The 23017-nt window shown below is 58.4% G+C and carries 25 protein-coding genes and 1 pseudogene; 7 read left to right on the top strand and 19 right to left on the bottom strand.

All coding sequences use genetic code 11. The annotated features are described in order from the left end of the window. The first annotated feature begins 139 nt into the window (after window positions 1-139). On the top strand, window positions 140-550 hold the full coding sequence (locus WNY37_RS10425) for a hypothetical protein (RefSeq protein WP_342973330.1): 411 nt from the start codon (window positions 140-142) through the stop codon (window positions 548-550). Here WNY37_RS10425 and WNY37_RS10420 read toward each other — a convergent pair. From WNY37_RS10420 to WNY37_RS10405, 4 genes are all read right to left on the bottom strand, one after another. Then, window positions 547-1083 carry a hypothetical protein gene (locus tag WNY37_RS10420; protein WP_342973329.1) on the bottom strand — a complete coding sequence of 179 codons (537 nt, stop codon included), beginning with the start codon at window positions 1081-1083 and terminating at the stop codon, window positions 547-549. The genes WNY37_RS10425 and WNY37_RS10420 overlap by 4 nt on opposite strands. Window positions 1084-1234: 151 nt before the next feature. Then, window positions 1235-1843, bottom strand: coding sequence for a glutathione S-transferase family protein (locus tag WNY37_RS10415; protein WP_342973328.1), 609 nt, complete (start codon window positions 1841-1843; stop codon window positions 1235-1237). Window positions 1844-1908: 65 nt separating this feature from the next. Then, window positions 1909-3978 (bottom strand): TonB-dependent receptor, encoded by a 2070-nt coding sequence (locus WNY37_RS10410; RefSeq protein ID WP_342973327.1) that lies wholly within the window; start codon window positions 3976-3978, stop codon window positions 1909-1911. Between the two features lie 87 nt (window positions 3979-4065). Continuing rightward, entirely contained in the window at window positions 4066-5496 is a 1431-nt protein-coding gene (locus tag WNY37_RS10405) for a nucleoside transporter C-terminal domain-containing protein (RefSeq protein WP_342973326.1), read from the bottom strand. Between the two features lie 149 nt (window positions 5497-5645). On the opposite strand from WNY37_RS10405, the gene WNY37_RS10400 reads away from it, so the two are divergent. Next, on the top strand, window positions 5646-5912 hold the full coding sequence (locus tag WNY37_RS10400) for a hypothetical protein (protein ID WP_342973325.1): 267 nt from the start codon (window positions 5646-5648) through the stop codon (window positions 5910-5912). A 59-nt stretch (window positions 5913-5971) separates the two neighbouring features. Here WNY37_RS10400 and WNY37_RS10395 read toward each other — a convergent pair whose 3' ends face one another. Continuing rightward, on the bottom strand, window positions 5972-6340 hold the full coding sequence (locus WNY37_RS10395) for a VOC family protein (protein ID WP_342973324.1): 369 nt from the start codon (window positions 6338-6340) through the stop codon (window positions 5972-5974). A 147-nt stretch (window positions 6341-6487) separates the two neighbouring features. Between WNY37_RS10395 and WNY37_RS10390 the strand changes: the two genes are divergently transcribed. Both WNY37_RS10390 and WNY37_RS10385 read left to right on the top strand, forming a co-directional pair. Then, complete coding sequence (locus WNY37_RS10390; RefSeq protein WP_342973323.1) at window positions 6488-7405, top strand: SDR family NAD(P)-dependent oxidoreductase; 918 nt, start codon at window positions 6488-6490, stop codon at window positions 7403-7405. A gap of 102 nt (window positions 7406-7507) precedes the next feature. Next, window positions 7508-7900, top strand: a complete 393-nt coding sequence (locus WNY37_RS10385) for a Kazal-type serine protease inhibitor domain-containing protein (RefSeq protein ID WP_342973322.1) — start codon at window positions 7508-7510, stop codon at window positions 7898-7900. A 1-nt stretch (window position 7901) separates the two neighbouring features. Here the strand turns inward: WNY37_RS10385 and WNY37_RS10380 are convergent, their stop codons facing one another. The 11 genes and pseudogenes from WNY37_RS10380 to WNY37_RS10330 all read right to left on the bottom strand — a co-directional run bounded on the left by WNY37_RS10380 (window position 7902) and on the right by WNY37_RS10330 (window position 17092). Further along, window positions 7902-8555 (bottom strand): protein-L-isoaspartate(D-aspartate) O-methyltransferase, encoded by a 654-nt coding sequence (locus WNY37_RS10380; RefSeq protein ID WP_342973321.1) that lies wholly within the window; start codon window positions 8553-8555, stop codon window positions 7902-7904. Beyond that, window positions 8543-9304: a 5'/3'-nucleotidase SurE gene (surE, locus tag WNY37_RS10375; protein WP_342973320.1), complete on the bottom strand. Its 762-nt coding sequence runs from the start codon at window positions 9302-9304 to the stop codon at window positions 8543-8545. Before surE ends, WNY37_RS10380 begins: the two co-directional genes overlap by 13 nt. After that, window positions 9301-10659 carry a serine--tRNA ligase gene (serS, locus tag WNY37_RS10370; RefSeq protein ID WP_342973319.1) on the bottom strand — a complete coding sequence of 453 codons (1359 nt, stop codon included), beginning with the start codon at window positions 10657-10659 and terminating at the stop codon, window positions 9301-9303. Before serS ends, surE begins: the two co-directional genes overlap by 4 nt. Before the next feature lie 85 nt (window positions 10660-10744). Then, on the bottom strand, window positions 10745-11584 hold the full coding sequence (tatC, locus tag WNY37_RS10365; protein WP_342973318.1) for a twin-arginine translocase subunit TatC: 840 nt from the start codon (window positions 11582-11584) through the stop codon (window positions 10745-10747). Between the two features lie 227 nt (window positions 11585-11811). After that, window positions 11812-12024 (bottom strand): annotated as a pseudogene (gene tatB / locus WNY37_RS10360) (Sec-independent protein translocase protein TatB); the annotation flags it as partial. 25 nt (window positions 12025-12049) lie between these two features. Next, on the bottom strand, window positions 12050-12280 hold the full coding sequence (gene tatA / locus WNY37_RS10355) for a twin-arginine translocase TatA/TatE family subunit (protein ID WP_342973317.1): 231 nt from the start codon (window positions 12278-12280) through the stop codon (window positions 12050-12052). Window positions 12281-12354: 74 nt separating this feature from the next. After that, on the bottom strand, window positions 12355-13143 hold the full coding sequence (gene scpB, locus WNY37_RS10350) for an SMC-Scp complex subunit ScpB (RefSeq protein ID WP_342973316.1): 789 nt from the start codon (window positions 13141-13143) through the stop codon (window positions 12355-12357). Next, window positions 13140-13958, bottom strand: coding sequence for a ScpA family protein (locus WNY37_RS10345; protein WP_342973315.1), 819 nt, complete (start codon window positions 13956-13958; stop codon window positions 13140-13142). The genes scpB and WNY37_RS10345 overlap by 4 nt, the downstream gene beginning before the upstream one ends. Then, window positions 13955-14998, bottom strand: coding sequence for a beta-N-acetylhexosaminidase (gene nagZ / locus WNY37_RS10340; protein WP_342973314.1), 1044 nt, complete (start codon window positions 14996-14998; stop codon window positions 13955-13957). Before nagZ ends, WNY37_RS10345 begins: the two co-directional genes overlap by 4 nt. Next, window positions 14995-15792, bottom strand: coding sequence for an SPOR domain-containing protein (locus tag WNY37_RS10335; RefSeq protein WP_342973313.1), 798 nt, complete (start codon window positions 15790-15792; stop codon window positions 14995-14997). Before WNY37_RS10335 ends, nagZ begins: the two co-directional genes overlap by 4 nt. A gap of 97 nt (window positions 15793-15889) precedes the next feature. Beyond that, on the bottom strand, window positions 15890-17092 hold the full coding sequence (locus WNY37_RS10330) for a deoxyguanosinetriphosphate triphosphohydrolase (protein WP_342973312.1): 1203 nt from the start codon (window positions 17090-17092) through the stop codon (window positions 15890-15892). On the opposite strand from WNY37_RS10330, the gene erpA reads away from it, so the two are divergent. Further along, window positions 17091-17417, top strand: coding sequence for an iron-sulfur cluster insertion protein ErpA (gene erpA / locus WNY37_RS10325; RefSeq protein ID WP_342974892.1), 327 nt, complete (start codon window positions 17091-17093; stop codon window positions 17415-17417). The two genes, WNY37_RS10330 and erpA, sit on opposite strands and share 2 nt — an antisense overlap. Window positions 17418-17433: 16 nt before the next feature. Here erpA and WNY37_RS10320 read toward each other — a convergent pair whose 3' ends face one another. Both WNY37_RS10320 and WNY37_RS10315 read right to left on the bottom strand, forming a co-directional pair. After that, complete coding sequence (locus WNY37_RS10320; RefSeq protein WP_342973311.1) at window positions 17434-17748, bottom strand: hypothetical protein; 315 nt, start codon at window positions 17746-17748, stop codon at window positions 17434-17436. Window positions 17749-17854: 106 nt separating this feature from the next. Then, on the bottom strand, window positions 17855-19120 hold the full coding sequence (locus WNY37_RS10315) for a SulP family inorganic anion transporter (RefSeq protein WP_342973310.1): 1266 nt from the start codon (window positions 19118-19120) through the stop codon (window positions 17855-17857). A 131-nt stretch (window positions 19121-19251) separates the two neighbouring features. Between WNY37_RS10315 and WNY37_RS10310 the strand changes: the two genes are divergently transcribed. Beyond that, on the top strand, window positions 19252-19923 hold the full coding sequence (locus WNY37_RS10310; RefSeq protein WP_342973309.1) for a nitroreductase: 672 nt from the start codon (window positions 19252-19254) through the stop codon (window positions 19921-19923). A 75-nt stretch (window positions 19924-19998) separates the two neighbouring features. After that, window positions 19999-20571: a DUF1287 domain-containing protein gene (locus WNY37_RS10305; RefSeq protein WP_342973308.1), complete on the top strand. Its 573-nt coding sequence runs from the start codon at window positions 19999-20001 to the stop codon at window positions 20569-20571. Window positions 20572-20734: 163 nt separating this feature from the next. Here the strand turns inward: WNY37_RS10305 and katG are convergent, their stop codons facing one another. Next, window positions 20735-22927, bottom strand: a complete 2193-nt coding sequence (gene katG / locus WNY37_RS10300; protein WP_342973307.1) for a catalase/peroxidase HPI — start codon at window positions 22925-22927, stop codon at window positions 20735-20737. Between the last annotated feature and the right edge of the window lie 90 nt (window positions 22928-23017).

Genomic DNA, 23017 nt, shown 5'->3' with positions numbered 1-23017 from the left:
CGCGCGGCCCGGCGTGATTTGATTTCGCTCGCCATGCGAGCCTTTTAAAGCCTGCTGGCCACCGTCTAGCGCGCACGATTTCACCCGAGTTGCGGCTGGGCTGCGCCTGATCGGTCAGGATGGACCGGGAGCTTTGCCCATGTCGTGCGATCAGATTGCCGCGACAGCAGCCATCGCGCTCTCGCTTTCAGCCACGTTGCTGATCTTCAGGCTTTATCTGCTCTATGAGGGCGCAATCATGGCGCTCATGACCGGCGAGATCGAAGACCCCGGGCAACGCCATTGTGCGCGCGGAAGAGCCATCCAGATTCTGAATCGCGGTTGCCGTGGACGGGCTGATCGACCTCATGGTTGTGGCCAGCGGCCTCTTCGCTTGCCGGGTGTTGATACCCCCGGCGGCGAAGTCAGTGATCGCGAAGCGGTGAGGACCGTCGAAGTGAGCGTTCTAACCCATATCAACCTTCACCCGTTCGCGTCACTTGGCTATATTCTGGGACGCCTTGTGCGACTTCCAATTCATGCCCAGGCCAAGCTGACGAAGCGCAGTTAAATATCCTTCAGCGACTTCGTGTCTTCGCGCAGATTGTTTAGTATATCGAGGCCCCGGTTCTTCTTCTGCTCGGCGGAACGCAGAGATCGGATCAACAGCACCGCTAGGATGCCCATGACGATCGAAAATATCAGCATGGCCGGGTCCTCCCTGTAGGGCCGCCCGGTCTCTTCATCAGTCAGAAACACTCCACCGACGAAGACCATAGCCATGAAAATCGCAAGTAGCCAAAACACCAACTTCAGAAGATCCGGTGTTGTTTTCCAAGTGACCCAATAATCCCCTGTCGAGATATTTTTCTCGCCAACTTCCTTACCATTGTAAACAACTACAGCAACGATATCCCCAGGTGCGTAGGTTCCGGTCATTGGCCAGTCCTTAAGCGCCCCTTTCTCAGTGCGCAGACGGATCTCTGAGAAGTAGGATGTACTGGAATGAACCCGTCCACCAGCGCCAGAAACATCGGTTTTGCTCATTCGAGTTGAAGCTTCCACGACACCGCGCACGAACCAAAACCCTGTTTTTTTTGCCATTACAGCCCCCCAAGAAACGAGATGTTCAAAATCCTGCTGAGTTCCGATTCTGCAACAGCTATTATTGATCACATCCGACAACGCGCAAGCAACCACTCGCGCAGCCCCCTGTTGAGCGGCAAATTATCGCAGCGATGCAAATGGTGTGGATTTACCCGATCGCCGCCTTCGCGCGTTCGCGCCATTTTCCGATGTTCTCGAACTCCTCGTGCGGCTTCCATTTCATGACGCCGGCAAAACCCGTGAAGCAGTAGAGGGTGATATCGGCGATGGAGAAGCGGCCGGCGGCGAGGAAGTCATTCTCGGCGAGGTGGGCGTCGATGCGCTTGGCCATCGCCTTGGCGCCCTTCTCGGCCTTGGCGCCGGCTTCGGGGACCTGCGGGACTTCGAGCGGCGCCATGGCGGGATGGGTGTTGCGGAACCATGTGGCGAATTGCAGGAACAGCATCAGCTCGACGCGCCGGTCCCACATCTCGATCAGCGCCTTTTCCTTCGGGTCTGCGCCCATCAGGTTCGGCTCTGGAAAAACGCCTTCCAGATAGGTGCAGATGGCGCGGCTTTCGGTCAGCTTCGTTCCGTCATCAAGGATTAGAGCCGGAACTTGCGAAAAGGGCGAGACCTCGCGGTATTCCGGTGTCTTGTGCTCCTGCTTCATGATCGAGAGCTCCTCGATCTCGACGGCGTCGAGCTTGCCCTTCGCCTTGAGGAATTTGACCACGCGTTCCGGGTTCGGCGCCTGCGGGCTGTGGTAAAGCTTCATGACTTCCTCCTGTTTTACCAAAGCCCTACTCCTGATCGTGGCGGAAGTCGAAGGCTGTCCTGACGCTAATCGAAACGCTTTTTGATCCCGATCGTCGCGTTGAGAGGCTCTCCAGGAAAGTACCGATCATTGCCGAAAGCAAAATCGGCGCGGTCCGCATAGTTGAGATCAAACAGATTTCTCACGATCACAAATCCTTGCAGACCCTCGGCGAAATCATAGGCGAGACGCAGATTGGTGAGCGTGTGCCCCGGATAGGTCTGCTCATTGGCCGGGTCGGTATAGTACTCGCCGATGTATTCAGCCGACACGCTCGCCTCAAATCGATCAGTCGGTGTCCAGCGGAGCGCGAGATCGCCGAGCCAGTTAGGTGCGGTGTCGACCTCGTTGCCAGAGCGAATGATTTCAGAACCGTTGCCGACGATCCGATCGAATGTGTAGGTGTGCTCGGCAACGCTAAGAGTCGCGTCAACAGAGAGCTGGTCAGACAGAATCCAGTTCGCCTGTCCTTCGATACCCTGATGGCGCGTCGAGCCGTCAGTGACATTGAGACCGTCGGAGTCGCGGAAAAAGAAGTTCTCCTTTTCGGCGTAGTAAGCCGCGATATCGAAAACGAGCGCGCCATCCAGTACAGCCCCACGCGCGCCAACCTCGATGCTGTCCATCGTTTCCACATCCGCTTCAGCGATGCCCTGCTGGGATTGCAGGCGGTACAGGTCCGATGCCTGCGGCGCGCGTTGGCCGCGCGCATAGTTCACATAATAGCTGATATCGCCACTGCCGGGGGTCCAGATCGCGCCGAGCTTCGGCGTCAAAAGGTCGAAACTGTCTTCGCGGTCAGCCGGGACGAGGAAACGGCCATTTGGCCCGGCAGGCGCATCGGTCGAGTAGTCATAATCATGCGTCTCACCACGCAAACCAGCCAGCACAGTCAGGTCATCGGACACTTCCCATTCAGCTTCGCCCCATAAGGCGAGCATTGTCGTATCGACCGTGTAGTCATAGTGCACGCCGGTCGGAAATCGCGTGTCACCCGGAAAGAATCCGAACGGGTCTGACTGCGTCTCCTTGAGCCAGCCTGATGAAACATCGACATCGGCACCTATCCGCCATGTGACCGGGTCGTAGGCCCTGATTTCGTATTTCGACATGAGGCCGAAGCCATCATGGCCATTCTCCTCGACGCCTCCGTTCGGCAGAAAGTGCTGTGCGAACTCCATTTCCTGCCAGCGATAGAAGGGAGTCAGCGTCAGCTCACCTGTGCCAAGCTCTCGCGAAAGCCGAACAGCACCCATGGCCCATTGCGCATCTCGATAGGCTTCCGGATTGGGATTAGTGGTGGCGGTGTCGTCATCCCGGTAGGCTTTGTAGCCTTGAAGGAAACCGGCCGTCTCCTGATTGAGATTTGAGGCGCTCATCCATGCGAGACCATTCCAGCCAGCCACGTCGAACGCGTAATTCGCTGAGAGCTTCTGCTGTTCAACACCGGTAAAATCACGCCAACCAGCATCATCTTGCAGCGAAAGGGAGACCTTGGCGGTCCCGGACAGATTGCCGGTGAGGTCAGCTCGATAACGGTTGAGAGTGGAGCCTGTCAGTCGCAGATCGGCGTAGTCCTCGTGGCTGGGCCCATCAAGAATGACGTTGATCAACCCGTGGACCGCATTCGAACCATACTTCGCCGAGGCCGGTCCGCGCACGATCTCGATGGCTTCAGCGACTTCGTGGTGGATCTCGAACAGGGAATTGACGTTGCCAAAGGCTGGCGCGCGGGTCGGAACGCCATTTTCCAGGATGAGAAAACTTCCTTGCCCCGCGCCGCCTGTCAGGACGGGAGAGCGCAGGGCGATGAGGTGCTCCTGACCGGAATTCATCTGGATGTTGACGCCTGGCAGCTCGTTCAGGATTTCGGCCGGGTGGTCTGCGTTGATTTCTGCAATTGTCTCGGCATCAACGCTCGAAACACTTCCCGGCTGACCAGACGTCCGGTCACCGTAGATCTCGACCACGGGCAGCCGACTGTCGGCCACAATGACTTGTTCTCCGTCATCATTGACCTGAGCAGATGCAAGCCCTGCAGACGAAACTAAGATCGAAACACTGGCAGCTGTTGCAAACAGGCGGCGGAGCGGCATGGTTTCTTCCCTCGAAGGTCGGTGGAGTTTACTCTCTTCACCAGCCATCTAGCTCGATGCCCCTGCTTTGACGAGGGCGACTCTGCGTTAGCCGGCGCCGGCAAAAATGGAATATGGCAAAGCGCCAACCACTGCGCCCGACAGACACGTCGCCAGGGTGCCGGCCAGCAGAGTCCGCCAGGCCAGCGACAGAAAGTCATCGCGTCTTGCCGGCTCGATGATCGACAGACCGCCAATCAGAATGCCCATGGAGCCGAAATTCGCAAAGCCGCAGATTGCGTGCGCCGTGATCATACGGGTGCGCGGGTCCATGGCGTCAGCTGGCACATCGGCAAGCTGTATGAAGGCCACGAACTCTGTGAGCACCGTTTTTACGCCCATGAGAGAGCCCGACTGCGCCGCCTCGCCCATCGGAACACCGATCATGTACATCAGCGGAGCGAAGATCCAGCCGAGGATCCGCTCAATGGACAGGGCATCTCCCTGCGCCAGCAGCCGGATGGTCTGGTCGGGTTCGATCGCGGCGCATTTTTGAAGAAAAACCGGTTCCTTCATCATCACCCAGGTCTCTTTCAGTGCGGCATAGTCGACGGGTGGTGCACACAGCTTTGCCAGCGATACGCTCTGGCCCCAGAACATGCCCGAGACGGCTTGCAGGCCAGCATTGATGATCCAGAGGAGCGCCAATGCGGCAATCAGCATGGTCGCGATGTTGAAAACGATCTTCAGGCCGTCAGTGGCGCCCGTGGAAAAGGCGTCCATCGTTGATGAATAGGCAAAATCCGGCTCCTGCATGCGTTCGGTTCCAGAGGTCGTTTCCGGAATCATGACGAGCGCAACAGCGACAGCTGCCGGAGCGGCAATCAGCGACGCCGCAAGAAGCTGTGGCAGCGGGTTGGCCATCTTGCCTTCCAGGAACGCTCCGTAAACGACGAGGACAGACCCGGCGATGGTCGCGAACCCGGCTGTCATCATGATGAGCAGCTCTGAGCGCGTCATGCCCTTGATGTACGGGCGGATAAGGACGGGTGCTTCCGTCATGCCCATGAACACGTTGGCAGACACCGCCAGAGAGGTTGCACCGCCCAGCCCCATCAGCCGCTGGAAGACATAGGCAAACCCGTTCGTGATCCATCTCAGGATGCGCCAATGCCACAAGATTGCGGACAGGGCCGCAACGACGATCACGATGGGCAGGATCTGGAAGAAGAACAGCGCTGGGGGCGACCCTTCCATGATCTGCCCGGCCGCAACATTATCGCCAACATAGCCAAACACGAATCCCGTGCCGGCACGCGTCGCTTCCTGCAAGCCATCGACGAGAACATTCGCTTTGAGAAGCACGCTACGAACGGGTGTCACCCAGAACAGGATGAGAGCAAAGGCGAATTGCATGATGGTGGCGCCAATTACGATCTTCCACGGGAACGACCCTCGGCGCTCGGAAACGAGCAGGCAGATTCCATAGATCAGCGCGATGCCGATAAGCGCACGCGCATTGTCCCAGCCCCATTCCATGCCCGACTCCCTCATTCCACGGATCAACAAGCCTTAGCCTGCGATCACACATTGCTCTACCCCCGATTTTCACCGCCCGCGCCAATGCAGGAACATCAGCAGGGTCCGCACGTTAATTGACCAGACAACCATCCCAAAAGGAGCGAGATATGAAAAAGAAGAGATTCACGCCACTCAGGGAGCAGACCGTTACGATGGAGCCGCGCCCGGTAACATCCGACCAGGTCGATGGTGTTGGAATGTCGTCCGACGATCTCGACGTTAAGCTCGAAAAGCTTAAAGAGCTGCGCCAGCAGCACCAGGATTGGTCAGCACGCCAACCGGAAACAGATGGCAAACCCCTCCTTCTGTACATTGACGGCTACATCAAGCGCCTGATGCACGATGGCGATTTGAAAGAAATCACGGCCGCCTGATAAAGAATGCCGAGCGAACCGATGAGGCCGCAGCAGAAGCTGCGGCCTTTTTTGTGCGGCTAACCCAGTTTGCAAACGCAGATCTTGTGACCATCCGGATCGCGGAAATATGCGCCATAAAATGTCGGCATGCGATTTCCAGGCTCGCCCTCGCCCTTAGCGCCAAGCTCCAGCGCCTTCTTGTACACCCTGTCGACCGTTTCGTTGTCTGGTGCTGCCAATGCAGGCATCACTCCATTCCCGACCGTCGCCGTACCTTCATCATAAGGCCCCCCAATGGCCAGCATCGGTTGCCCGGGCGCGGTGCCGTAGAAATAAAGTCGCCCATTATCGAAAAAGCGTTTCGCGCCCAGTTCAGGCATCAAAGCGTCGTAAAACGCCGTCGCCTTTTCAACGTCGTTGGAGCCTAAAGTTACATAAGCCAGCATTGTTGTTTCCTCCTGTTTGATTGCCCCTCAACAGCATGACCGCTGGCGTCACACAAGCGCTAACCTTGCGCCAGTGCTTGACGTTTGGCCGAGCCGGTGCTGCAAGGCACGCCAGTTTCAGTCAATCTTACTCTCCGGGAGAAATTCATGTCCGATATTCGTTTTGATGGAAAAGTCGCCATTGTGACAGGTGCTGGCGGCGGTCTTGGTCGTTGCCATGCGCTCGAACTTGCGCGACGCGGCGCGAAAGTCGTTGTCAACGATCTCGGCGCGTCCATGGACGGATCAGGCGGCAGCTCCGAAGCCGCAAATGACGTGGTGAAGGAGATTGAAGCGCTCGGAGGCGAAGCTTTTGCGAATGGCTCATCCGTGTCTGATACGGCGGGCGTCCAGAAGATGATCGATGACACGATGGCGAAATGGGGCCGCATCGACATCCTGATCGCGAATGCAGGCATCCTGCGCGACAAGTCCTTCTCCAAAATGACGCTGGAAGACGTTGAGCTCGTTGTCGATGTTCACCTGATGGGCAGCTTCAAGCCGATCAAGGCGGCCTGGGACATCATGAAAGAGCAAAATTACGGCCGTATCGTCGTCACCACCTCCTCCACAGGTCTGTACGGCAACTTTGGCCAGGCGAACTATGGCGCCGCAAAGCTCGGCCTCGTTGGCCTGATGAATACGCTGAAAATCGAAGGCGCGAAGAACAACATCAAGATCAATGCTGTCTGCCCGGTCGCAGCAACCCGCATGACGGAAGGCCTCATGCCGCCAGAAGTTCTGGAGCAGCTAAAGCCCGAATATGTCACGCCGGGCGTCATGAACCTCGTCAAGGAAGAAGCGCCGACCGGCATGGTGCTGTCTGCCGGCGCCGGTGCCTTTTCTATGGCCCAGATTGTAGAGACAAACGGCGCTTTCGTTGGTCAGGGAGACGCCCTGACGGCCGAAGCCGTCGAAGCGAAGTGGGATCAGATCACTGACACCTCGACGCAAACCCACTTCGAAATGGGCGCAGGCCACAGCCAGAACATGTTCCGGCTGCTCTCAGAAGCGGGAAAATCCTGATCAATTAGCGGGCTGGCAGGCTCTATTTTTGCTGAGGCGCTTGCCAGCTCGCAACTTACATGGCCCAATTGGGGCAACTAACGGATTCTCTGCGGGGCAAAGATGAGACTTCTGGCAATTGCACTTTCCATCGGTTTTCTTACGGCGTGCCAGCCATCGGGCAACGACTCACCCGAGCCAGCGCCCGAAGATACGATGCCGGTTGAAGAGACAGTCACCCAACCGCAGCCCGCTCCCGACGCAGAAGGGGCGACCTGTGGCGGTATCGCAGCGATCGAGTGCCCCGCCGGTCTTTTCTGCAAGCAACCGGACGGGCAATGTCTCGAAGTGATGGATGGCACCGGCACGTGCGAACCTGTTCCTGATTTCTGCACAGAGGAATATGCACCGGTTTGTGGCTGCGACGGTCAGACCTACAGCAACGCCTGCGTCGCCGCTTCTGCAGGCGCCAGCGTTGCTGCAGAAGGTGAGTGTGCTGCCAGCGACGTGGAATAGATCAAAGCGCGGCTGAAATGCCTGAGCGCAGCACGGGTAGAGGCTCCAGAATCGGAAAATCCTGCACCGAACCATCGGATTCGATCCGTCTGATGACCTGGTCCTGACCTGTTTGATTGAACGGGGCCACCAGAGCGCCGCCACGAGCGACCTGCTGAAGCAGTTTTTCCGGTATGCCTGAAACCGCTCCAGTCAGCAGAATGCGCTCGAATGGGCTGTGCTCCGGCCAGCCATCCAGCCCATCGCCATGCCTGAAGTTCACATTCTCGACTTTCAGCTCAAGCATTCTCGCGCGCGCCGCCACGACAAGTTGCTGGTATCGCTCCACGGCCCAGACATGACGCCCGATCTGAGCGAGCAAGGCGGTCATGTAACCTGCCCCTGCTCCGACAATCAGAATCCGGTCTTCCTTGCCGGGCGAAGCCTGCAAAGCACCAAGGAGCTGTGCGACAACAACCGGCTTTGGGATCATCTGCCCGCAGGGAATGGGAAGCGCCGTATCTTCGTAAGCGAGCTCTGCAAGCTTCGGATCAACGAAAACGGCGCGGTCGATCGTTTCCATCGCCGCAAGAACGGCATCATCGCGAATTCCCTGCCGGCGCAGCAACAAAATAAGCCGCGCGGCCCGGAATGGATCAGCGATCAGGTCTGCCATGACGCCTTCAGCGTTTCGAGATACCGGTTATGGGTCAAATCGACATGCAACGGCGTCACCGAAATCCGCCCCTCATAGATCGCGCGTAGGTCAGTCCCTTCTTCGGGGCGTGACAGCTTGGGCTTGAAACCGATCCAGAAGTAATCATTGCCGCGCAGGTCTTCGCGCCGTTCCGTCGCAATGATCGACTCGTCGCGAAATCCCTGACGCGTGATCTCAATACCTGTAACGTCGTCTGGCTCGCGGTCGGGGAAGTTGACGTTCATCACAACATCATCCGGCCAGCCTTTCTCGATGAGCGGCTTGATGACCTTTGCGCCCCAGGATTTCGAGGTTTCCCACGGCAAGGACACGCGTTCGCGAAAGCCCTGCGCCTGACTGAGCGCGATGGACGGGATGCCAAGATGCATACCGAACATAGCGCCGGCAATCGTACCCGAGAGGCTCGTATCCTCGGCGATGTTCTGGCCACGATTGACGCCTGAGAGGATCAGGTCTGGGCGCTCATCCATAAGGTCATGCACAGCAAGCAGGACGCAGTCGGTTGGCGTACCCATCACGGCCCAGCATTTGTCGCGCACCAGGCGGGTACGGACCGGCTGTGTCAGCGTGATGGATCGCGATTGGCCGGACTGCTCGACTTCCGGCGCGGCGATCCAGACATCATCGGACAGCTCCCGCGCAATGGATTCCAGCACCGACAGCCCCGGCGCGTGAATGCCATCATCATTGGTGAGCAAAATCCTCATTTGATGACCTCAAGGCCGCCCATATAGGGCTGCAGCACCTTCGGCACGGCGATGGAGCCGTCTTCCTGCTGGTAGTTCTCCAGCACGGCGACGAGCGTGCGCCCCACAGCGAGGCCGGAGCCGTTAAGCGTATGTACGAATTCGGGCTTTGGTTTCTGATTTTCTTCGCTCGGTTCCGGGCGCCAGCGCGCGTTCATGCGGCGCGCCTGGAAGTCGCCGCAGTAAGAGCAGGAACTAATTTCACGGTAGGTGTCCTGGCTCGGCAGCCAGACTTCGAGGTCGTACGTCTTGCGCGCGCCTGCTCCCATGTCGCCGGTACACAGCAGCATGCGCCGATAAGGCAGATCGAGGCGTTCAAGAATGGTCTCGGCACATGTCGTCATGCACTCAAGTTCGGTGAGGCCTTCTTCTTCGTCGCGGACGATGGAGACGAGCTCGACCTTGTTGAACTGATGCAGCCGGATCATGCCACGCGTGTCGCGACCTGCACTGCCAGCTTCGGAACGGAAGCACGGCGTGTGCGCGGTATAGCGGCGCGGAAGGGTTTCATCATCAAGAATGCTCTCGCGGACGATGTTCGTGAGCGGGACTTCAGCGGTGGGGATGAGGTAATCAGCTAATTCTTCCAGACGCGGAAGAATGACCTCCCCTCCGTCCTTCGTCGGCACCTTGATCGTCTTGAACGCTTTGAACAGGTCCTCAGAGAATTTTGGCAGTTGCCCAGTGCCTATAAGTGCTTGTGGGCGAACGAGAAGTGGCGGGCTAGCTTCGGTGTACCCATGCTCGCCGGTCTGTACGTCCAGCATGTAATTGGCTAGCGCCCGTTCCAGTCGCGAGAGCTGGCCTTTCAGCAGCACGAAACGCGAGCCGGACATCTTGGCTGCCGTCTCGAAATCCATCAGGCCGAGTTTCTCGCCAAGGTCGGCGTGATCCTGCGGCGTAAAGTTGAACTGGCGCGGCGTGCCGACCTTTTTCTGCTCGGCATTGGCCGCTTCATCTTCACCTTCTGGAACGTCCGGCATCGGCAAATTCGGCAGACCGAGCAGCAACTCGTCCAACGCCTCGCGGGCGGCAGCTTCCTGCTCACCCGCCGCCTCGATCGTGTCCTTGGCCTCAGCAACGATAGCGCGCAGACGCTCAAACTCTGCATCGTCACCCTTGGCCTTGGCTTGACCGATCAGTTTTGAATTCGTGTTGCGCGCGCTTTCAGCTTCCTGCTTGTCTGTCAGCGCTTTACGAAGCGCCGCGTCGTGAGCGCGGATGTCGTCGACCGCATCGCCGAGTCCCGGCTTGCGGCGATTCCAGGCGGCGCGGAATGCATCAGGGTTGTCGCGGATGGCGCGGATATCAAACATGAAACTAGGCCTTGAAAGTCTGTACTCTGCTTGGCTCTAGCCCAATTGGAGCCATAGCGGAACAGGACATCTTGCGCGGCTGCAGCTAGTCGCCTGCCTCGCGGGCCGCTTCTTCTTCTGCCGCCTTTTTCTCCATCATGGAAACGCACCAGATGGAAATCTCGTAGAGGCCATAAACCGGAACAGCGAGCATGATCTGCGAGATCATGTCCGGCGGCGTGAAGAAGGCCGCTGATACAAGAATCGCGACAATCGCATATTTGCGACCGCTTCGAAGCGTGTCGGTCCCGACAATGCCGGCGCGGCCGAGCAGGCCCAGAACAACAGGCAGCTGGAAACTGAGGCCGAAAGCCAGCATCAGCGCCATCACGAGGGAGAGATATTCTGACACTTTGATCTGCGGCGTAATGGCCGCGACGCCTTCCCCGCCCTGCTGCTCAAACGACAGCGCAAAGCTCGAGATCAGCGGCAACATGATGAAGTAGACGAAAAGTGCGCCAATCACGAAGAGGACGGGCGCCGCTATCAGAAATGGCAGCACTGCACCGCGCTCATTCTTGTAGAGGCCGGGCGCGACGAAGGAGTAGATCTGCCATCCCATGATCGGAAATGACACGAAGACGCCAGCGAAAAGCGCTAGTTTCAACTGAACGAAGAAGACTTCGAGCGGCTGGGTATAGATGAGATTGAACTGGGTATCGCCGCGCTCGACTTCCGCAACCTGAACAAGGGGCTCCAGCAGCCAGTTGTAGAGCGGCTTTGCCAGGAAGAAGCAGACTATGCTGGAAATCGCCAAAGCGGCGATTGACCAGATAAGGCGGCTGCGAAGCTCGATGAGGTGATCAAGAAGCGGGGCGCGCGATGCTTCAAGCTCGTCCTCGTCGGTAATGTCGGGACGCTGATCTGACGGAAGGTCGGTTGTCATGAGCTCTTGGCCTTCGGCTCGTCAGAAGACTCTTGTGATGTTTCCGGTTCCGGCTCCAGTTCCGGCGCGCCTGTCTCTACCGATTTGGGGGCGTCTACAGAATGCTCGTCTGGCAGCTTTGGATCATCCGCGTCAGTCGGCATTGGGCTTTCCATCATGACCTGGCGATTGATGTCGGCTTCAGTCTTCTTCAACTCGTCGACGGCCTGGGTGAGCGCATTGTCGCGGCGCAAATCCTCAATCTCCTTGCGCAATTCATCGAGCTCCGCCTGCTTCGCAATGTCATCGAACGCCGACTGAAACTCCCGCGCCATAGATTTGCCCTTGGCCACGAACTGGCCAAGCTTGCGCATCATCATTGGCAAGTCCTTGGGGCCAACAACGATCAGGGCTACTGTCGCAATCAGCAGAAATTCAGTCAGTCCAAATTGTGGAAGCATTGATCAGCCGGCCTCCCTCGCCAAATTAGCTGGAGGTTTTCGACTTTTCCTTTTCAGGCGTCACATTGACCATCTTGTCGTCTTCGAGATTCTTTTTCTTCTCGGTGTCGTCTTCTTCATCGTCGTTCAGGCCTTTGCGGAAGCTGCGCACGCCCTTCGCCATGTCACCCATGATCGAAGAAATACGCCCGCGGCCGCCAAACAGCAGCAGAGCCACGATGAGTACAATAAGAAGCTGCATCCAGCTTGGGGCCATGGGAACTCTCCGGATTATCTAAACAGACATGTAGCGCCGACACCTGCCCGGCTCAATGGTCACGCTTACAATCCCTAGTCTTCCTCAGCGTCGCCGTCCATGAAATCTGTGACGAAAGCACTATTATCTTCGTCACTGCCAGAGACAGCATCTGCGTCGCCGATCGGCATGTCGACCTCGGAGGCATCGAAATCCTCAGGCACGACATCAGACAGAAGTCCGCCCGCTTCCAGCTCGGCGCGGCCTGGAAGGACATCCAGGCTCTCCAGGCCAAAATGCTCAAGGAAATCATCGGTCGTGCCATACGTCACAGGGCGACCAGGCGTCTTGCGACGACCCTTGATGCGAACCCATCCGGCTTCCATTAGCTGATCAATCGTGCCTTTGGAGACCGCAACGCCGCGAACTGCCTCGATTTCGGCCCGTGTGACGGGCTGACCGTAGGCGATGATGGCGAGCGTTTCGAGCGCGGCCTGAGACAGCTTTTTCTGCTCGTGGCGCTCTTCAACGAAAAGATAGGACAGATCTTCGGCGGTCTGGAAGCGCCATTTTCCGGCGACTTCAACGAGGTTCACGCCGCGATTCGTATAGGCCGCCTTCAGCGACATGAGGACCTGCGCCGCATCGGCCTCCTGCGGGAGGACCTCCGCAATCTGCTCGGCTGACAGTGGCTCGCCGGCGGCAAACAGGACAGCTTCGGCACGGCGTAGCGCTTCAGAACTCGCGTCAATTCCCGCATCGCTTGCTTCTGAAAGCGTTTCGGCTGAGCGCCGATAGGCGAAAGAGAGCTGGCGCACAGCCTTGCGGATATCTTCCGGCTCGTCTTCCATCGGGTCTTCTTTCATCTGAGGTATCGCGTTCATGCGTGAACCCCTCCCCTCTCGTCTTGAGCGCCGCGCAGATAGAGCGGCGAGAAATGCTGGTCCTGACGCAGTTCGACGTCGCCGTCACGGGCGAGTTCCAAAGCTGCAGAAAAGACGCTGGCGGTAACAGAGCGCGGCGGAATATCGCCGGCAATGTCGGTCATTCTGGCGCGAAGCTGATCAAGGCTCGCCCAATCGTCGATCAATTTACTGAGCGACTTCAGCGAGTCGCGCGCATTTTCGAGCGGCAGAACAAATTGGTGCTCGACCTTATGCGGGGCCGCCTCTTCACGGCGCTGCCGGATAGATCCGAAAGCCTGCATGAGATGCCAGAGCGTCGTGTCATATTCGGTCTGCTTGATAATGCGTGGCTTTTCTGGCGCGCCGCGAACGAAAACCTCCTGTCCGAGCTGGGCCAGGTCCATCAGCTGGTCACCCGCCTCGCGCATGGCGTCGAGACGTTTGAGGCGGAACGCCAGGCGTGCCGCCATCTCCTCGCCATCAACCTCGTCATTTGCGGCCTTCTCGGGCTTGGGCAGCAGAAGCCGTGATTTGATGAAGGCGAGCCATGCTGCCATCAGCAGATAGTCCGCCGCGAGGTCTATCCGCTTGCGCCGAACCTCTTCGATAAAGTCGATATACTGGTTCGCGAGCTCAAGCATCGAGACCTTGAGAAGATCAACTTTCTGCTTGCGCGCGAGATCGAGCAGGAGGTGGAGCGGGCCTTCATAGCCATCCAGATCCACCGAGAACATGTCCTCGGCTTCGATATCATCCTGCTCGACGAGGTCGTTGGAGACTAGTTCAAGGCTCATGCGTAGGCAGCTCCCGTATTCGAGAGGAGCGCGTTGAACCGCTCCCAGCCGGCTTTGACGTCAAACTCTGATCCGCATTGCGTGGCCGCTTCGGCGCTTTCCGCTCGATCAAGCGACTTGCCCTCAAGCGGTGGTGCGGCCTCTGCGACCTCTGTCATTTCGGCAAGAATATCCGCTGGCTCTTTCAAAAAACCAGAGCAATGCAGCAGCACATCGCAGCCCGCCGCCATGGCAGCTTTAGCGCGATCTGTGAGCGAGCCCCCCAGGGCATTCATGCCGAGATCATCCGTCATCAGGAGACCATCAAACCCGATTCGCCCGCGAATGACGTCCTGAATCACAGGTTTCGAAAGCGTGGCAGGCGATGTGGCGTCAAATTGGTCATATGCAATGTGCGCTGTCATCGCCATTGGCGCGTCTTTCACCTGCTCAAATGCAGCGAAGTCCGAGGCCAGTTCATTGTCACCTGCCATGACGCGCGGCAGCTCCATGTGACTGTCCGACATGGAGCGACCGTGCCCTGGCATGTGCTTGATCACTCCAGCGACCCACCCGTCCTGAAGCCCTTTCAGCGCGGCCTTCGCCAGCGCGCCGACCTTCTCTGGCTGAGCACCAAAAGCGCGGTCGCCGATAACGTCATGTGCGCCGGGCTGAGGCAGGTCACACACAGGCGCACAATCGGCGTGGATACCCATGCTGGCAAGCTCATGCGCCATCAGCCGATGGCCGAGCCATGCGGCTTCAAGGCCCTTGTCGCGGTCAATATCGTAGAGATCACCGTACACTCGGCCTGCTGGGAATACGGGCCATTCTGGTGCTTTCAGGCGCGCAACGCGGCCACCTTCCTGATCAATAAAGATGAATATCTGTTTGCCAACAGCTTCCCAGATATCCTGAACCAGCTGCGTGACCTGTTGTTTCGACAGGCAGGAGCGGCCCATCAGGATGACGCCCCAAGGCTTGTGCTCGGCAAGCAAGGCCGCTTCGTCGCGCAGCAGGTTCGGCCCCGCCACGCTGAGGATGCAGGCCTTATTCGTCACGCCGTTCCGCGAACAACGATACAGTCACCGCCGTTCTGCTTCAGCGCATCACAAAACTCTGATGCGGTATCACGCGAGCCGAAAGCGCCGGCACGAAGGCGATAAAAAACGCCCTTGGCACCAAGATCTGCTCTTTCAATCGACATCTTGGCGCCGTCGAATATGTCCGGGTTATTGCGGCGGGCTTTTGTCCAGGCTTCGCTGGCGGCCTCTTCGCTGCGCAGCGCCGATATCTGGACCAGATACTCGCCGCCCGGCGTAAATGCAAAGCGGTAGCCTGGCTCAGGGGCCTGCTCGATTTCCGGTTCGGTTGCAGCGGGGGTTTCGACAGCAACCGGCTCGATCGTCGGCAAGTCCTCTGCCTGGACAATAGGCTCTGACGGCGTCTCGACCTGGCTACTTTCAGCTTCACCTGATGGGCGCAAGTCCATCGGCGGTCCACCGCGAAGATAGCCATCCGTGCGGCTGACGACTTGAGTCGGCTCCGGCCGGCGCGTTGAGCCATCCATGGCATCATAAAGACGCCGGTCAAGATCATCGATCTGGATGCCGCCCTTGTCATCAGGCAGGCGTTTGTAAGGCTGGGCCTCGGCGACGACCATGGGCAACGCCCCGTCGGTCGGGCGCACGCCCTGACGATAAGTATTCCAGACGACAGCGCCGAACACGATCAACACGCCAATAGCGAGCGACAGGATCAGCGGTCCACGCGCGGAATCATCATCTCGGATATCGAAGCCGCGATATTCTTCTTCGTACGGCGCCGCATCATAATCTCGGTTGCGATTGCTCATTCTGGTCATCAGCCCCTTGATGAAATGGTCTTTGGTTAAGATTAAGGCGCGTTTCGTTAACGATCGTTGAATCGGACCGAAGACAGGCGCCTACCCCTCAGATCATGCTTTCCAGGTTGAAGACCTTGCGATGCAGGTCGATCGCATAATTGTCAGTCATTCCAGCGATGTAGTCGCAGACAAGACGGGCACGGCGCTCTTTGGGCGCCTGCTCGGCATCCTGTCGCAGCGGCGGCGGTAGGATGTCTGGTTCCTGCAAGAAGAGGTCGAACAGCTCCTTCAGGACCCGCTTTGCCTGGCTACGCATCCGGTTGACCTTGTAGTGCTTGTACATGCGCTCATAGAGGAAAGCGCGTAGCGCGCGCTGCTGGGCGTCGAATTCTTCGGAAAAGGCAACCAGCGGTTCTGGAAGCGCGCGAACGGCGGCAGCCGAGTCTGGCTGATATTTCTCGACCCGGCGCTGGGTTTCGGTGATGAGATCATCAATCCACAGGCCGATCAGCTGACGAACGGCTTCATAGACCGTGCGCTGCGTATCGAGCACCGGGTGTTCCAAGCGCACGCCGCGAAAGACATCGCCGACGAGCGGTATGCCCAGCATGTCATCAATGGTGAAAAGACCCGCGGCGATGCCATCGTCGATATCATGATTGTTATAGGCGATGTCGTCGGCCAGCGCAGCAACTTGCGCCTCAGGACCGGCGAATTGATCCAGCTCAAGTTTTTCCAGATACGGAAAGTCCCTGAAGGCGGCTGGCAGGGAAGAAATCGGATTATCCGCCGTCACCAGCGGCCCGTTATGCTTCACCAGTCCTTCCAGCATTTCCCAGGTGAGGTTCAGGCCATCAAACGTCGGATATCTTTGCTCAAGCCGGGTCACCACGCGGAGCGTCTGCGCATTGTGATCAAAGCCTTCATAGTCGTGCATGCTCTCATCGAGCTGGTCCTCGCCTGCATGACCAAAGGGCGGATGCCCCAGATCATGCGCAAGCGCCATGGCTTCGGCGAGGTCTTCGTCCACCCCGAGACGACGAGCGACCGACCGCGCGATCTGGGCCACTTCCAGCGAATGGGTGAGCCGCGTGCGGTAATGGTCGCCCTCATGGGCCACAAAAACCTGCGTTTTCTGCTTCAAACGACGAAATCCGGAGGAATGAATGATCCGGTCGCGATCCCGCTGAAACGGCGTACGCGTTGCAGATTCCGCCTCATCATGGAACCGGCCGCGAGAGTTTTCCCACAGCGTCGCAAACACGGCTCTCTTTTCAGGGAGCGCAGGCTTTCCTATCTTGTTCGACATGACCGACGTCACTCTCTCTTCCTCAGCTGCCCAGCGCATTAAAACGATTCTGGCGAAACAGTCTGACAAAGACTTCCTTCGCGTCTCCGTTGAAGGCGGCGGCTGCTCCGGCTTCTCCTACAAGTTCGATCTTGAGGATACCCGCAATGAGGACGACATTGTGGTCGAACGTGACGGCGCGCAGGTGCTGATAGACGAGATGAGCATGGAGTTCATGCGCGGCTCGGAAATCGACTTCTCGACCGAGCTGATCGGCGCGGCCTTCAAGATCAACAATCCGAATGCAACGGCCGCGTGCGGCTGCGGGACGAGCTTTTCGCTCTAGGCCAATTTTGCCTAAGTTACGTTTGCGATAGCACGTACGCAAGCGCAGCCAGAGCGGCAATCGTAAGGCAATTTGTACATGTTCCAATGAGCCTGGTTGTTGATGTGCTGACGAACGCCAAACTTACTGCCGCAATAATCCAACCACCAAAAAAGAGTGAGAATGGCAGCCAGAGCAAATAGCCAAGCTGATCGGCCACATAACTCATACCTCCGTTACAACATCCCAGAACAACGATGAGGCCTCCTGTTACAAACAACACGGTCGGTCCTAAAAACGTCGCGAGAATGCCTGTTGTAGACAAACCCGATTTCCTGGTCTTCAGGGTCATAGCCCTTCCTCAATGTGAGCGCTCACTTACTACTAATGTGTTAGCTCATGGTCAATCAAAATCCGACCAGTATGACTGGCTGCCGCTCGTGTATGAGGGCTTCGCTCTAGCGTTCCGGCGTCCTCCAATCGCTCTCATCCGTGTCACGGCGGCTGAGTCGCAGGGCGAGTCCGACGGCCACGCCGACACCAATGGCAACCGTCAAGTCGACAAGAACCGTCAACACCATGGTCAGGAGTAGGAGCGCCAGATCGCTCTTTCGCGCCCTGGCGTATTCATTCCATTTGTGCGGTTCAGTCATATTCCAGGCCGTCATCACTAGCAGGGCTGCCAGCGCCGGCAAAGCGAGGTAGCCGGCAAGTGGCGCGGCCGCCACCATGATGAGCAGGATCACCAGCGCGTGAACGATCCCTGCGACGGGTGTCTTCCCGCCAGCGCGCACATTAGTTGCGGTGCGGGCGATTGCGCCTGTGGCCGGAAGGCCGCCGAAGAGCGATGAGGCGATGTTCGCGGCCCCCTGCGCGGTCAGCTCGGCGTTCGGGCGGTGATGGCCGCCAATCATCCGGTCAGCGACCATGGCGGAGAGGAGCGACTCCACACCGGCGAGGAATGCGATGATGATCGCTGATGGCAGAAGCTCCACCAGCCGGTCCCAGCTGATGTCCGGCAGCTGCGGCATCGGCAATTGGTTTGGCAGCGCGCCAAACCGCGAGAAGAGCGTATCGACCGGAAGATTCATCAGCGCCACAGCCGCCGAGCCGACGCCAACAGCAACGACAAGGCCGGGATATTTCGGCGCGAGCCTGCGCAGGCCGATGATCAGGACAAGCGTCACCAGCGCGATACCGAGCGCGGCGAGATTCATCGTCTCACGCGCGTCCCACAGGACAGGAAGTTTTTCAAGGAAGTCCGCCGGCATATGGGACACGGTGAGGCCAAAAAAGTCGCTGATCTGGCTCGCCGCGATGATGATGGCGATACCGATGGTAAAGCCATTGACGACCGCTTCCGGGATGAAGGCGATAAGCCGCCCCGCCCTGAGCCACCCGGCCACCAGCAGGATCAGCCCCGCCATGAAGGTCGCCAGGACAAGGCCATCATAGCCGTGCTCCGCAATCACACCGAAGACGACGACAATGAAGGCGCCCGTCGGTCCGCCGATCTGGACGCGGGATCCACCAAGCAATGAAATGAAGAAGCCCGCGACGATCGCGGTGACCAGCCCCTTGCCCGGGTCAGCGCCAGACGCAATGGCAATGGCCAGGCTGAGCGGCAGCGCTACCAGGGCGACCGTCAGACCGGCCATCAGGTCGGCGAGAAAGATTGACCAGGAATATTCCCTGATCGTCGTGAGGATTTTTGGCTTGCGCATGGACATGGCTCACTAGCACGGCCTGGATGTCTCGGCACTGCGGCTTGCCTGCGCAGAATTTTCCGCTGCGCGCCCTTCCCTTCCCCAACGTCGCGCACCTATTTGAGTCGCGAATTCAGGGGAGACTTCAGATGGATGTATCGCAAGCTGTTGATCAGCGTATCTCGACGCGCGCCTTTCTCGACAAACCGATTCCCGAAGCTGACATTCGCGACTGGCTGACCGCAGCCCAGCGTGCCCCATCGGGCGGCAACACACAGCCCTGGCGGGTCATCGTGGTGACCGGTGACGCGATGCAGGATGTGATCGAAACCTGTCAGAAAGCGCTGGCTGACAATCCTCGCGGCGAACCAACGGACCGGCTGATTTATCCGAAGGATCTTTGGGAGCCGCACGAAGCACGCCGCCGCAAGGTTGGCGAGATGATGTACGAAACGCTCGGCATTCCGCGCGAAGACAAACCAGCGCGCCGACAATGGTTCGCCCGCAACTTCCGCTTCTTCGATGCCCCTGTCGGGGTGTTCTTCGTGATCGACGAGCGGATGGGCCACGGTCAGTGGGCCCATACCGGCATGTATATGCAGACGCTCGCCCTGCTGGCCGAAGAGCGCGGTTGGGGCACCTGCTTCCAGGAATGCTGGGCCATGCTTCGTCCGACGCTGAAGCAGCATTTCAGCCTCGGCGAGACCGAGATGCTCTATTGCGGCATGGCGCTTGGCTATCCCGATCCCGACCATCCGGTGAACTCGCTTCGGGCTGAGCGCGCTGAGTTATCGGAGGTCGCAGAACTGAAAGGGTTTTAAAAAGCCCGATCTGCGCCGCATTCGCGCCGCAACCTCTGGCCAATCTCGATTCCCATGAGGACGAGGAGAGCATTTATGGCCAGTCTGGGCGCGCTTCCATTGGCAGCCAACAATACCGGCTGGAGGGCTTTTCCTCAATCAACTCAACTGGTTGCGGCGGCGCGGCGACAGATTGGGGTAACGATCGATTATGACCCGGCCTATGTGCGGCTCGACTACCCCGGCGGGGATGTTCCGCGCGAATCGGGCGTGTGCATTGATGTCGTAATTCGCGCTTATCGCGATGCGTTCGGTTACGATTTTCAGAAATCCATCCATGAAGACATGCGCGCCAACTTCAACAAATATCCAACAAGCTGGGGCCTGTCGCGCACTGACCGCAACATCGATCACCGGCGGGTGCCAAACCTTGAAACCTGGCTTGTTCGCAACGCAGTGGAGCTGCCGGCGGATGACTGGCAGCCGGGTGACCTGCTGACCTGCCGCGTCGATCGATCCCTGCCTCATATCGCAATCATATCCGACAGGAAGATGAGCTGGGGCGAGCCTTATGTGATCCACAATATCGGACTTGGCGCGCGAGAAGAGCGTCTGATCGGCCGCTTCGAAAATGAGCGACGTTTTCGATTTTTTCCGCCTGTCGCCTGAGCTCATTTCCCCGAATTTCGGCAGGCCGATTTTAGGCCGATACCGGGCCGATTACAGGCCGATTTCAGGTCAATGCGAACGACAGCCGTTAAAGATGCGAAAACGGCGTCCCGGACATCCGAAACGCCGCCATCGAAGAAGACCATTTCTGGTCAGCTAGACTCTATTTCACGTCGTAGCGGTCAAGCATCATGACCTTGTCCCAGGCTTTTACGAAGTCTTTCACGAACTTCTCGCCATTGTCGGACTGGGCATAGACTTCCGAAATCGCACGAAGTTGCGAGTTGGAGCCGAAGACCAGGTCAACGCGGGTGGCGGTCCATTTCAGGTCGCCCGACGCGCGGTCGTGGCCTTCAAACAGCATTCCGCTATCGTCCGTTGGCTGCCAGGCCGTGTTCATGTCGAGCAGGTTGACGAAGAAGTCATTCGTCAGCTGGCCTGGACGCTGGGTGAACACGCCGTGCCTGGTGCCAGCGTAATTGTTGCCAAGAACGCGAAGGCCGCCAATCAGGACCGTCATTTCCGGCGCTGAGAGCTTCAGCAGATTGGCCCGGTCGATCATGATCTCTTCGGTCGGTGCGGTGACGTGTGAGCCTTCAACATAGTTGCGGAAGGCTTCAGCACGGGGGCGCAGCGGTTCGAAGGACTCAACATCCGTCATCTCGGCGGTCGCGTCGGTGCGGCCCGGCGTGAACGGAACGGTCACGTCATAACCCGCATCCCTGGCGGCCTTTTCGACGCCTGCACAACCGGCCAGGACGATGAGGTCAGCCATCGAAACCGGCTTGCCGTAAGACGATTTGATCTCTTCCAGCTTGCCGAGCACTTTCTGAAGTTGAGCCGGGTTGTTGACTTCCCAGTCATTCATCGGCGCCAGGCGGATACGGGCACCATTCGCGCCGCCGCGCTTGTCGGAGCCTCGGAAAGACGCCGCAGATGCCCAAGCCGTTGAGATGAGTTCAGACACTGAAAGACCGGTCTCAAGGACCTTGGTTTTCAGTTCCCTGATCTCAGCATCGCCGATCAGTGGGTGATCCACTGCCGGCACCGGATCCTGCCAGATCAAATCCTCTTGCGGGACTTCCGGACCAACATAGCGGGATTTCGGCCCCATATCGCGGTGCGTAAGTTTGAACCAGGCGCGCGCAAACGCGTCGGCAAACTTGTCCGGATTGGCGTGGTAGTCACGGGAGATCTTCTCGTATTCCGGATCCATGCGCATCGCCATGTCCGCGGTCGTCATGATCGTGATCTGCTTCTGGGACGGATCATGGGCTTTCGGCGCCATGTCCTCTTCCTTGACGTCCTTCGGCTGCCACTGAAAGGCTCCGGCCGGGCTCTTTGTGAGCTCATAGTCATAGCCGAACAGCATGTCGAAGTAGCTCATGTCCCATTTGGTCGGGGTTGGCGTCCAGGCGCCTTCGATACCGGAGGTGATCGTGTCATCACCGATGCCAGAGTTGAACGTGCTGGCCCAACCGATGCCTTGCGCCGCGATGTCGGAGCCTTCCGGATCTGCGCCGACGAGGCTTGCATCGCCTGCGCCGTGGCACTTGCCGAAGGTATGGCCGCCTGCGGTGAGCGCGACGGTTTCTTCGTCATTCATGGCCATGCGGGCAAAGGTCTCACGGATGTCCTGGCCGGAGGCGAGCGGATCGGGATTACCGTCAGGGCCTTCCGGGTTCACATAGATGAGCCCCATCTGGACAGCTGCCAGCGGGTTCTCCAGGGCGCGGCCTTCGGAATAGCGGCTGTTCGGCTTGTCGCTGGTGGCGAGCCATTCAGCTTCAGAGCCCCAGTAGACTTCTTCCGGTTCCCAGACGTCCGGACGGCCGCCTGCAAAACCGAAGGTCTTGAAGCCCATATCCTCAAGCGCGACATTGCCGGCGAGGATGATCAGGTCAGCCCAGGACAGGGCGTTGCCATACTTCTGCTTGACCGGCCACAGGAGGCGGCGGGCCTTGTCGAGGTTGGCATTGTCTGGCCAGGAATTGAGGGGCGCAAAACGCTGCTGGCCGGAGCCTGCACCGCCGCGGCCATCGCTGATGCGATAGGTACCAGCAGAGTGCCATGCCATGCGGATCATGAATGGGCCGTAGTGGCCATAATCAGCCGGCCACCAATCCACAGAGGTGTTCAGGACCTCGGCGATGTCAGCTTTGACGGCTTTAAGATCGAGTTTGGAAAAGGCTTCGGCATAGTCGAACCCGTCATCCATCGGGTCACCTGCCGGATGGTTCTTGTGCAGGATGTCCAGGTTAAGGAGTTTTGGCCACCAATCCTTGTTGCGGGGTCCGCGGAATAGCCAGTGGCGCTCCGTGTCGCCTGAAAACGGGCATTTCATGTCGTCAGCCATAATTTCTCCTGTGAAATAGACGTGGGGGAATGGGGTATTGGGCTTTTTATAACCCAGGCAAACCTATAGAACCAATCGAAATCTCTTGGC

It is taken from the genome of Henriciella sp. AS95 (assembly GCF_038900055.1).
In the GTDB taxonomy this organism is placed as follows: Bacteria; Pseudomonadota; Alphaproteobacteria; order Caulobacterales; family Hyphomonadaceae; genus Henriciella.
This window is presented reverse-complemented; position numbering and strand designations above follow the sequence as displayed.